Annotated in this window: 6 protein-coding genes; all 6 read right to left on the bottom strand. The window is 33.3% G+C overall.

Going from position 1 to position 12,233, the window contains the following annotated elements; translation table 11 throughout:
- On the bottom strand, positions 1-5,910 hold a 5,910-nt coding region (locus ACKGJY_RS01805; protein WP_413972131.1), incomplete at its 3' end, for a BspA family leucine-rich repeat surface protein.
- A gap of 161 nt (positions 5,911-6,071) precedes the next feature.
- Positions 6,072-6,515 (bottom strand): large conductance mechanosensitive channel protein MscL, encoded by a 444-nt coding sequence (mscL, locus tag ACKGJY_RS01800; RefSeq protein ID WP_413972130.1) that lies wholly within the window; start codon positions 6,513-6,515, stop codon positions 6,072-6,074.
- Positions 6,516-6,584: 69 nt separating this feature from the next.
- Positions 6,585-9,872, bottom strand: coding sequence for a cytochrome c biogenesis protein CcsA (ccsA, locus tag ACKGJY_RS01795; RefSeq protein ID WP_413972129.1), 3,288 nt, complete (start codon positions 9,870-9,872; stop codon positions 6,585-6,587).
- Between the two features lie 135 nt (positions 9,873-10,007).
- Positions 10,008-10,436 (bottom strand): DUF4268 domain-containing protein, encoded by a 429-nt coding sequence (locus ACKGJY_RS01790; RefSeq protein WP_413972128.1) that lies wholly within the window; start codon positions 10,434-10,436, stop codon positions 10,008-10,010.
- Between the two features lie 179 nt (positions 10,437-10,615).
- The gene (locus ACKGJY_RS01785; RefSeq protein ID WP_413972127.1) at positions 10,616-11,290 is read right to left on the bottom strand and encodes a ZIP family metal transporter; all 675 of its coding nucleotides are present in this window, start codon (positions 11,288-11,290) and stop codon (positions 10,616-10,618) included.
- A gap of 15 nt (positions 11,291-11,305) precedes the next feature.
- Positions 11,306-12,037, bottom strand: coding sequence for an SAM-dependent methyltransferase (locus tag ACKGJY_RS01780; RefSeq protein WP_413972126.1), 732 nt, complete (start codon positions 12,035-12,037; stop codon positions 11,306-11,308).
- Between the last annotated feature and the right edge of the window lie 196 nt (positions 12,038-12,233).

Genomic DNA, 12,233 nt, shown 5'->3' with positions numbered 1-12,233 from the left:
TAGGGCCGTCCAAGTTAAATCCGATGCAATGGAAACATCTGTACTTCCGTTCAGTGGTGATGTTAATGCTGTACAATTTGGAATGGTTGCCAAGGTTTCTGTCGTGAAACTTTCTTCGGTACAACCTGATGCATTTCCTTGAGCATTATAAGGAATTATACTCACAAAGATTTCAGTAGATTCTGGAAGATCATTAAGAGGTACGAAGTTTGTTGTATTACCAACATCTTCATTATTTAGAATATCTGTTCCTCCTGGAGTCGTTCCAATAGATAAAAAATAGCCTTCAGCTGTAGCTGATGCTAACCAATTTATATCTGTTTCTAATGAAACACCTGTTTCTCCATTAAGTGGTGAAGTAAGCTCTGTACAGTCTGGAGTTGTTGCCAAGGTTTCAGTAGTGAAACTTTCTTCAACACATCCCGTGGCATTACCTGCGCCATTAGAAGGAATTATGGTAACGAAGATTTCCGTATTCTCTGGTAAGTCCGTTGGTAAATCAAATGTTGTTCCAGTGACATTTTCATTATCTACAATATCGTTGCCTCCTGATGTTGTGCCTACGGTTACAAAATAACCATCTGCATTGGTTAGGGCCGTCCAAGTTAAATCCGATGCAATGGAAACATCTGTACTTCCGTTCAGTGGTGATGTTAATGCTGTACAATTTGGAATGGTTGCCAAGGTTTCTGTCGTGAAACTTTCTTCGGTACAGCCTATTGCATTACCTTCACCATTATATGGAATTATAATAACAAATATTTCTGTGTTTTCAGGTAAGTCCGTTGGTAAATCAAATGTTGTTCCAGTGACATTTTCATTATCTAAAATATCATTGCCTCCAGAAGTTGTTCCAACAGTGACCAAATAACCATCTGCATTGGCAATGGCTGCCCAAGTTAAATCTGTCAGTATGGAAACATTTGTACTTCCGCTCAGTGGTGTGGTTAAAGCTGTACAATTCGGAATGCTTGCTAAAAATTCTGTGGTAAAACTTTCTTCACTACAACCTGATGCATTTCCTTGAGCATTATAAGGAATTATACTCACAAAGATTTCAGAAGATTCTGGAAGATCATTAAGAGGTACGAAGTTTGTTGTATTACCAACATCTTCATTATTTAGAATATCTGTTCCACCAGAAGTCGTTCCAATAGATAAAAAATAGCCTTCAGCTGTAGCTGATGCTAACCAATTTATATCTGTTTCTAATGAAACACCTGTTTCTCCATTAAGTGGTGAAGTAAGCTCTGTACAGTCTGGGGTTGTTGCCAGGGTTTCAGTAGTGAAATTTTCTTCAACACATCCCGTGGCATTACCTACGCCATTATATGGAATGATGGTAACGAAGATTTCCGTATTCTCTGGTAAATCTCCTGGTAAATCGAATGTAGTTCCTGCAACATCTTCATTATCTAAAATATCGTTGCCTCCTGAAGTTGTGCCAATAGTTACAAAATATCCATCTGCATTGGTAATGGCTGCCCAAGTTAAATCAGTTGCTATTGAAACGTTTGCACTTCCATCCAAAGGTGTTGTAATATTTGTACAATCTGGAACAGTAGATTCAGTAATCGTGAGTTCGAAAGAAGTTTCTGAACTATTACATGTTGCTGTAGTATCAAAAATATAAAGCGTTATTGGATACGAAGGAAAATCTGCAAATTGAATACTTTCTCCAGCATTATATTCGATACCATTTCCATTAGGTTCGGTATAATAACGTTCGTTGCCGGTAAGGTTCGTTCCTGAAATTGGTGGTAAATTATACGTGTTAGGGACTGTAAGGTCTGCCAATGTATCGAATGTAGCATTATTACTACTTACACTTCCACCGTCAGTGATAGTCCATAAATCTGAATTAATTATATTAGTACGATCTGGTTCTGCTAAACAGTACTGACTATTTCCTCCACTAAAAATAACATTTGGTTGTAGGTTTTGTGTGTTCCAACCTATTAAAAGTGCATCGTAATTTGCTGTAGAAAGTGTTACACCATCAAACATACGTTCTGCAGTAGTAAGACTTCGTACATTCCATGCACTTAAATCTTGATCGAATGCTGTAGCATTTTCAAACATGGCGAACATTCTAAATACTTGACTAACATCCCAACTACTAATATCTTGATTAAAAGCTGTTGCATCTTTAAACATAAACAACATATCAGTAGCGCTAGAAGTGTCCCAAGAACTTATATCTTGATTGAACAGAATAGCACCTTCAAACGTATTTCTAAATAACATTGCATTCGACACATCCCAATTACTTATATCCTGATTAAAAGCCACTGCGTCGTTAAACATACCAGATATAATCGTAGCACTCGACGTATCCCATACGCCAATGGGTTGATTAAATACATCTGTTTCTTCAAAAATTCTTGCAAAACTTGTAACATTAGAAACATCCCAAGATTGTATAGGTTGATTGAAACTTTCAGCGTTATAAAATGTAAGTAGCATATTAGTTACATTACTCACATTCCATGATGATATATCTTGATTAAAAGCCAATGCATTCGCAAATGTTCTAGATAAAAATTGAACATTACTAACATCCCAATTTCCAATATTTTGATTAAAAATAGTAGCGCCTCTAAATACACTTCTTAAACTTTCAACATTACTGACATCCCAATTGGTAACATCACCATTAAAACTGGTACAGTCTTCAAACATGCGATCAAGCTCAGTTAAATTAGTTAAGTTAGGTTCATCAATAGTAGGATTAGTTATATTTAAGTTAGTGCAACCATAAAACGCATTTTCCATGGTTGTCCAAGGATTATTACCCCATTGTTCTATGGTTAGAATCTTATCTTTATCAAATCCGTTATTAAAACGTATTCTAGGGAAATCGCCAGTAATAGAAACGGTATAAGTGCCAACAGTTGCATAAGTGTGTGTTGCATCACCTGTTTCTCCTGTTGTAGTTGTGCCATCTCCCCAATCTACAGTATAATTGTAGCCACCACCAAAAGTTGGAATGGTTATTTGGTCGTTGTTTGATACACCAGCATTATCTGTTTTCCAAGTGGTTATAAAAGCATTTGTATTTACTAACGTTTCCGTTGTAAAACTTTCCTCAGCACATCCAATGGCACTACCCTCTGAATTATATGGCACTATGCTGACAAAAATTTCGGTATTTTCTGTAAAATCAGGTAAACTAACGGATGTATTGATACCTAAATTGATATTATCAAAAATATCAGTACCACCAGATGTGGTTCCTATAGTTACACGGTAACCATCAGCTCCAACCACTGAATTCCAACTTAAATCAGAGGTTATAGGTACATCTGTATCACCATTCAAAGGCATTGAAATTGTAGTGCAATTTGGTTCTGTTACTAGTGTTTCGGTAGTAAAGCTTTCGCTTACACAACCAATAGCATTACCAAATTCGTTAAAAGGGATAATCCTAACAAAAATTTCTGAGTTAAAAGGTAAGTCGTTTGGTAAATCGTAAGTTGTTCTATTTTCTAATGTAATATTTAATAGGTCGAAACTACCTAAGGCTGTTCCTACCCTAAGGATATAACCTGTGGCATCTGGTATGGCATTCCAATTTAAATTAGTGTCTACAGGCACGTTAGTAGTATTGTTTAAAGGTGCAGTTAGAGCTGTGCAACTACTAGGCACAGTTTCCGTAAAAAAACTTTCACTAACACAACCTACTGCATTACCAATACCATTAAAGGGTATAATCCTAACAAATATTTCAGCACTATCTGGCAAATCACTAGGTAAATTATAGCTTGTAACACTTCCTGTTAAAGTTTCATTAACTAAATCGAAACTACCGAGTGTTGTTCCAACTCGTAAAATATAACCTGTGGCATCAGGATCTGCCGTCCATCTTAAATTAGTGTCTGTTGGTACGTCAGTATCTCCATCAGCGGGAAGTATCAAAGTTGTACATAACGGCCTTTCAGGTACAGAACAAGTTGCTCTGGCAGGTTCTTGTAATTCATAAGCCCCCATATCTATTGAGGTTTCAAAAATTCTTGGATTATTTAGTAAATCAGTTGAGACATTACTATAGCTATTACGACCTTCATTTATGGTAGGTGAACAGTCTTGCATTCTAAAATCAAATGCATTAGGATTTACAAAAATGGGTGTATTTTCAACAACAGTACCATTTAAATTACCAACACCTGCGAAGTCTTCTCCTTTTACTAAGGAATGCTGAATTACTAAATTAGATGTTGACCCTGTAAGCGCACTTTGAGCTAAATTGCTCCCGGACCACAATACCGAATTGCGCAGGGTTGAAGGTAAATCGTCATTAAAATTTACGTTTATATTTACATCATTAAAATTAGATGCTGAAAATGTACTATTAACGATATTTAAAGATACATCGCGGGAAGAAGTATTAAGCCTGTGGGAACCACTGTTAAGTTCGGATATGAAAACTGAGTTTTCTATTGTGGCATTAGTATTAAGAAGTGAGAAAAATATTCTTCCAGAAGAATTACCACGGTAATTTTCATTTGTAAACTTTGAATTTGTAATATTAAAGAAAACACTAACAGTTTCTTCGGTATAGGAATTATTACTTGATTCTAAATTTGAAAAACTCGAAATAGAAAACCGACCGAAAGTATTTGCGGAAAATCTATTGCCTTCAAATGTTACACTTGATTGCGGCACTTGGCCTCTTAGTTCGAAAATAAAATCTGATAGTACATGATTTTCAAAAACATTATTAGAAATCGTTGCATGGTCTTGGATTGTTATTGGACTTTCTAAAACGTTATTATCAAAAGTACAATTCATTATAGTTAGATCGACAATGTTTTGAATTCTTAAAAGATTTTCTATAGAGCCTACAGCATCATTATTACGAAATTCACAGTTGTCAAGGACAAGACTTATGTCTGAGCCAAAATCTCTAACCCCGAAAATACGTGCTTGAGAGCCTTGAACAAAGTTATCGTTGAACTTAGAATTTCTAGCAGTAACGTTGGCGTTTCTGGCATCTATAACCCCATACGGAAAGGAGCCAGTTGCTGTATTATCAGAAATATTAGTGTTTTCTATCACAACACTACCACCTAAAACTGATAGATTAACTGCATTCTGACCGGTATTATTAGAGAAGTTAGAATCCTTTATAAACAGCGTGCCATTGTCGTTATTATAACTTAAAATAGAGCCTGTTGGTTGATTGTTATTTTCAGCATTAAGATTAATAATGTTTGCATTTGGACCCCTTAAAGTAATAGATGTACCATCAGATGTAGAATTTAAAATTGAGCAGTTAACCATGGATATATTTAAAACCTCATCATCTGCTGATAAAGCCCTACCTGAGCTATTTTCAAAAATAGAATTAGATATTGTTATTGAATTGACAATATCTAATGTTGCAGAAATACTTGTTCCAGAACTATTAGAAAACAGACAATTTGTAACTGCTAAAGCTGATATAGAATCCTCAACTCTGATATCATTAGTTATTGAACCAAAAAATTCAACTTGATCTACTGTTATACTGGAGTCTGTAGTAATTCCTGTTCTAAAGTTTGATAATCTGAAACCTTGAAACAGGGTTTCAGAATCAATAGCAACATCAAAAACTCCAGATAATACATCACCTTGAATCTGAGTTATATTTGCATTTATATCTTGAGCACCGCCACCTTGTGGATATCCACCTCTTATCGTCAGTGGTATGCTGATATCAATTTCGTCTACTGGTTGGTAAATTCCTGCTGCAATTAGAATAATATCGTTAGCAGATGCCGCATCAACAGCACTTTGTATATCTTGAAATGCCGTTGCCCAACTAGAACCATCGCCCCCTACAGCAGCAGATTGGTCTACGTATATATCTGCTGAAAAAACATTTATGTAAAAAGATAAGCATAAAAAAAGAAGTGATTTTTTTATCATCTGGAGCTGATTTTGACATTTCATCAGCAATATTAAGCATTTTGTCGATTACAAAAAAATTAAGTTATTTGATTGTATAAAACGAAAAATACTAAAGACTTTTGAATGAATAACAGTTTTAATCAATAATTTAGAATTTTATGAACATTATTTTAACCATATTATTTATTAGATTTTAAAAGCGCATTTTGCTCTTCCATGAGCTGCGTTAGCTTATCTAATAATTCAATATCTTTTGGTGTTGCAACTGTAACATCTTTTGTGTCTTGCGCTTTCTTTTTAAGTTGATTCATAAATTTAACGACTATAAATACCGTAAAACCTATAATTGTAAAGTCTATAAAAGCCTCACCTAAAGCACCATAACCAATAGCAACTTCTTCTGTAATAACTACACCATCAATATTTGATACTGCTTCTTTAAGTATAATTTTTTTATTCTGGAAGTTAACACCATCAGTTAATAGAGATAATGGCGGTAACATTACCTTTTTTACTAATACATCAATAACTTTATTAAAGGCAGCACCAATGATTATACCTATGGCCATATCCATCATATTACCTTTTACGGCAAACTCTTTGAATTCATTAAATAGTTTCATAGTTTTTATTGTTTAAAGACCTAAAATTATATCATAAAAAGTAGAATCTTAACTCAAATGATATAATTACTATTTCTTATAATATTTTGTGTAGCCACGATATCCAAAAAAACCAAGAATAGCAATACAAACGCATGCTATACCAATAAATTTTAAACTTATAATTTGATCGCCACTAGCATAAGAATGTAGTCCTGCTAAGTAGAAATTAACACCAAAATATGTCATTAAAATACTGGCAAATGCTATTATAGACATTAAGTTAAAAAACCATCTACCTCGTAGTCCAGGAACCAAACGCATATGCAATACAAAGGCATATACCATAATACTTATTAGCGCCCATGTTTCTTTAGGATCCCAACCCCAGTAGCGTCCCCAACTTTCGTTAGCCCACATACCGCCTAAAAAGTTTCCTATAGTAAGCATCACCAAACCTACAGTTAAAGCCATTTCGTTTATTATGGTTAGCTCTTGTATATTAAGCCCCATAATTTTTTTGTTTTTTGTTGTGGTAAAACCCATTAAAATTAGTGATACTATACCTAAAATCATGCCTATGGCAAAAGGGCCGTAACTTCCTACTATTACAGCAACATGTATCATTAACCAGTAACTATTTAATACGGGTTGTAGGTTTGCAATTGCAGGGTCCATCCAATTCCAATGCGCAATCATTAAAATCATTGAGGTTACGAATGCTGCTGATGCAATAGTCAAGTTTGAAGACTTAATCTGGAACATTGATGGTGTTGGAATTAATGGCGTGAGTTTCAATCCCAAAACCCGCTTATTCTGTTTGTTTTTTTGCTTACTAATTCCAGTAATCAATCCAAACAACATCGTAGACCAAGCTACATATATCATAGACTCGTAAGCATCACTCCAAGGTGCGTGTCCAGAAATATACCAACGTACAATTAAACCAGCTGTGTGTAATAAAAATAGACCAACAATAATTAATTTAAATATATTTACTGAACTATTTATAGCTTTATTTTTGGTATTAAATATTTGAATAATTAAAAACACAAACATCAAACTACCTGCATACATAAACCACTTGTATAGCTTTTTAAAAATATCATATTCATTATACAATACTTCTGTTTTTATTTTTTTATCGCTTAGCATTACTTCTGCGCCGTAGCGTTGTTGTGTTCTCTTAAAAGCTTCTAGTAATTTGTTAGCTTCAGAAAAATCTCCAGATTGTTTTGCTTTATTTAATGTGAATAAATAAGTTGGAAAACCGTTTTTTACAAAGTTATTATACAATGAATCTTTAATTATTGTTGGATCTAAACGGTATTCATAATTAGAAATCCACTTATTATTATCATCACCAGGAATAGGGAAAATTTTTAGAGACGATCCTTCTATTGTATTAGATAAGAGCGATACGCGCTCGTGCGTTTCTTTTAGTTTCTTTTGATATCCATTGGGAATTGTAGTATTGTAAGCATCATTTAAATATGGTGCTAATTTATAAGAGCCATCTTCATTTAAAAAATCGACTAATGCAAAATGTTTACCTTCTTTAGGAACTCCTATAATGTTTCTTAAAGAATCTGTTTCCATTGGGCGTAAATAAATAACGGGTACGTTATACCACAAACGCGGACTCTCTTGTATAGATAAAAACACTTGGTTTTCATCAAAGCCTTCATAAGTATCACTTTTACTGAGTTTTCTTAAAAATTCTGATGCATAAGTATTAATAGGCATCATGCGGCCGCTAATATCTTGTATTACCATATTACCAAAAATATCTGCATGAGCCTTGGGTGTTATGTTTGCTTTTAAAACAGAATCTATTTGTCTTTTGGTTGGTTTTTCAAAATCTTGCTCGTGATTGTGCCCGTCGTTTGCAGAATGTTGTTCTTGTTGTGAAAAGCCAGTTAAACTAAAACAAATTAGTAATATTGAAATTAATTTAGCCTTTTTGTCTTTTACTTTTTCTAAAAACGTTTTTAAATCGCTAAAACGAGAGCCTTTACTAAACATAATAGCCATTAAACCAAAATATAACATAATATAACCAATGTAAGTAATAAGCGTACCCCAATAATCATGATTCACAGAGAGAATAGTGCCTTTTTCATCAGGATCATAGCTTGCTTGAAAAAACCGATAACCGCCGTGGTCTAAAATATTATTCATAAATATCTTATAATCATAGTTATCTACTTGTTCGTCAATAACAGTAACCTCACTTGAAAAAGCTGAATTTACCTCAGAACCTGGATATTTTTCTGCTTCAAAATCATTCAACTTTAAAGCAAACGGAAGTTCTAATATTTTAGAGCCATATTTTAGCGCTATATCTAAACCACCAACTTTAATTTCTTTAAAATTTCTATCGGTACCTTTTCCGCCTAAAACCCCAACTTGCTGTGTTTCTCCATTGGTAGTTACTTTTAAAACTAATCCGTCAGCATCATTTTTTAAGATTTTAGATTTTTGAACAATATCAAACACACCTTTAACCACAGGTTTTGGAAATACCAATTGCATGTTGCCAATAACATAACGCGACCGTAAATATAAAGGCTGTAAACTGTCTTTAATCAGTTTACCTTGAGTACGTGACGCCATCGTCATATATTCACCCTCAAATGGAGATTTAATAGTTAAGGAGTCACCTTTAAACGTGATATTTATAGCACCATCGGTAGGTTTGTTTAACGCAAATAATATATTATGAATACTTGCTACTTGACCTACTTTTAAAAAGTGATTGTGCGGACCATTGGTACCTGCTTCAACTAATTTTAAATACGACTCTCCGTTTTCGTCAGGAATAATATCTTCTTCGGCACCGCCTATAAATTTTTCAAGAGAAATGGTTACGGGTTGTCCGCCATAATCTGTTTCAATAGTAAAATCGTTATCTAGTCTGGTCGAAAAATCTACTTCTTCTTCTATTACACGCATTTGGTTAACACCATTCACTTTATAATCGCCAAAAATTCTAGCTTTAATGTATGTTTTACGAGACAAAAACTCGTTTTCGGTAGCACCTTCTCTAATTGCCATCATCCCTTCATAACCAATATATCTTGTGATAAAAGCACCTAATAATATTAAAATAAAGGAAATGTGTAATATAAATGTGGCCCACTTTTCTTTTTTATAAAGCCTAAACCTAAAAATATTTCCTACAAAGTTTATAATAAACATCCCCATGATGGCCTCAAACCACCATGCGTTGTAAATTAAAGTTCTGGTATATGGTGTTGGCGATGTATCTTGTCCTGCATCCATAAATGTTCCTGCTGCCATAGCAGCAGCAAAAGCGATGAATAAAACAGCGGTAAGTCGTGTAGAAAAAAGAATTTTAGCGAGTTTATCAAGCATAACAATTTGCACTTTTTTTGCTAGTGCAAAAATACGGATAAATGTGAATTTAAAGCTCTATTTTAACAGGTGTTTAAATTGATTTTTAATTGTTTATACAAATTCTAGATTACCCTTAAATATCACCTATTATATTTAACCTTCAATAACCTCTTTGTAGGTTTCAAAAAATGCCTCAAACACACTCATTTTTTCATTAAAAAACGTCATAACCTCTCGCCACGTGTTTTTGTTATGAATAGAAACTTTTTGCTCTAAGGGCACATAAATTCTAGAAATCTCTTTGTGGTTTTCTAAAAAAAATTCTTCTTCAAATACCGCATCAGGCAAATACTCATCTTTTAGAATCGATTTTAAGGCTTCAAGTTTTTCCCAATATTTAATGCGGTGCTCTAAATCATCCTCTAAGTCTAAAGCTATTAATGCTTTTTTTGTATCAAAATGAAATTTAAAATTTAAACCTTTCAACTTTGTATCATACAAAATCCATTTTCTTGGAAAAGATTTCCCAAAGCTTGTCCAAAACTCTTGTCTTAATAAACGCGATTCTTCTTTGCTAAACATAATGCCTCATCTTTATATTTCCCAAATTATGAGAAACACTCAAATTCTATAATCTATTTATAAATAATGTTATTGAAAATAATCAAACTTTATTTGCGTGTTTATGCTTGATGCAGAATTGTTTTTAACACAATAAATTTTACTCTTTCTTATTTAAAGTATTAACGAAAAAGCTTTTTTTAAATTACATAAGCTATCCCAACACCTAAAATTATAGCAATAAACTTACTTAAGTTAAACTTATGCCCTTCTCCGCTTTCAAACAAAATAGTTGTAGAAATATGAAAAAATATACCAATAACCACAGCGTTTATAGTATGAGTTAGCTGTTCACTAATCTCAGTTGTATTAGATATTAAAGTACCTAAAGGCGTCATTATTGTAAATACAAACAAAAATAAAACGATTTGCACTGTACTAAATTTCGATTTAAATAAAAACATACATATTAAAGCAGCAATAGGTACTTTGTGTACTAAAACACCATACAACATATCGTTATGTTCATGAATTGGGAAACCTTCTAAAAAACTATGAATGCATAAACTTACAAACAATAACCATGGAAAAACGGTAGAATCTTTATTAATATGTACATGCCCATGTTCTGCACCTTTAGAAAACAATTCTAAAATAATCTGTAACAAAATACCACACATTATAAATAAGCCAGTACGTTTAGTATCTAAATGGTCATAAACTTCGGGTAACAACTCAAAAAGTGTTAACGCTAATAAAAAAGCACCACTAAAAGATAACAGTAACTTTGTATTCCATGTGTTTTTATTTTTGGTAAGTTTAGCAATAACTAACCCAATAATAACAGCGTAAACAGGAAAAAGATATTTATTCATTTAAAAATATATATATCACTTAAAAATCATCACTAAACGTTTCGATGTTTTTGGGTTAAACTTACGCAGTTTATAATCGCCAAACACATCTAATAAATGCACACCAGCCTCAGCAAATAACGTTTCAAAATCGGCTAAAGAAAATGCTCTAACGCGTTCTTCAAAATTATATGTTTCGCCATCTGCATCAAAATTAATAGTTTTTACAATGTAACCATCCTTCACAAATCGTTTTAAATTAAAGGTAATTCCATCCACAGTTTTACTGTTTTCTGGTACTAAATTATCAATAACAAACTCAGTATTCATAAAATCAATCACACCAAAACCAGTGGTATTTAAGTTTGCTTTAATTGCTTTAATGGTATTTAAATTATCCTCATCCCTATCAAAATACCCAAAACTAGTAAACAAATTAAATACAGCATCAAACTGTTTCGGGTAAGGTTTGCACATGTTATGCACTTCAAATTGTAACCTATGGTTTTCAAACTGTTTTGCAAATGCAATGCTGTTTTCGCTTAAATCAATTCCGGTAACATTAAACCCAATTTTGTTTAAATATCGTGAGTGTCTGCCCTTACCACATGCTAAATCTAATATAGCGCCACCTTCTGGTAAATTTAAATACTGCGTTAAATTATCCATAAATACCTGCGCCTCGGTATCATCTCTATCCCTATATAAAATATGGTAAAATCGCGTATCAAACCACGAAGCAAACCATTTTGTTGTATTGTCTATCATTTTTTATTTTATGGGGTTACCCCGCTTTAATGGCGGGGTCGGGCTTTACGTTGCAAGTCCTCGCTCGTACCTCGCTGTGGGCTTTCCACTGCAATCCCTAACCCATTATCTACTAATGTCATTTATTTGCCGCAAAATTACACTATTTTTGCAATCTATTTGCCACACCCGTAATTTCTTAAAAAGAAATTACAAC

Origin of the sequence: Hyunsoonleella sp. 2307UL5-6 (genome assembly GCF_047345485.1) — a bacterium.
Lineage (GTDB): Bacteria > Bacteroidota > Bacteroidia > Flavobacteriales > Flavobacteriaceae > Jejuia.
This window is presented reverse-complemented; position numbering and strand designations above follow the sequence as displayed.

Bases quoted from the DNA above. Each gene is read 5' to 3' on its own strand.
- mscL (WP_413972130.1), bottom strand. From the start codon at position 6,515: ATGAAACTATTTAATGAATTCAAAGAGTTTGCCGTAAAAGGTAATATG.
- ccsA (WP_413972129.1), bottom strand. From the start codon at position 9,872: ATGCTTGATAAACTCGCTAAAATTCTTTTTTCTACACGACTTACCGCT.
- ACKGJY_RS01790 (WP_413972128.1), bottom strand. From the start codon at position 10,436: ATGTTTAGCAAAGAAGAATCGCGTTTATTAAGACAAGAGTTTTGGACA.
- ACKGJY_RS01785 (WP_413972127.1), bottom strand. From the start codon at position 11,290: ATGAATAAATATCTTTTTCCTGTTTACGCTGTTATTATTGGGTTAGTT.
- ACKGJY_RS01780 (WP_413972126.1), bottom strand. From the start codon at position 12,037: ATGATAGACAATACAACAAAATGGTTTGCTTCGTGGTTTGATACGCGA.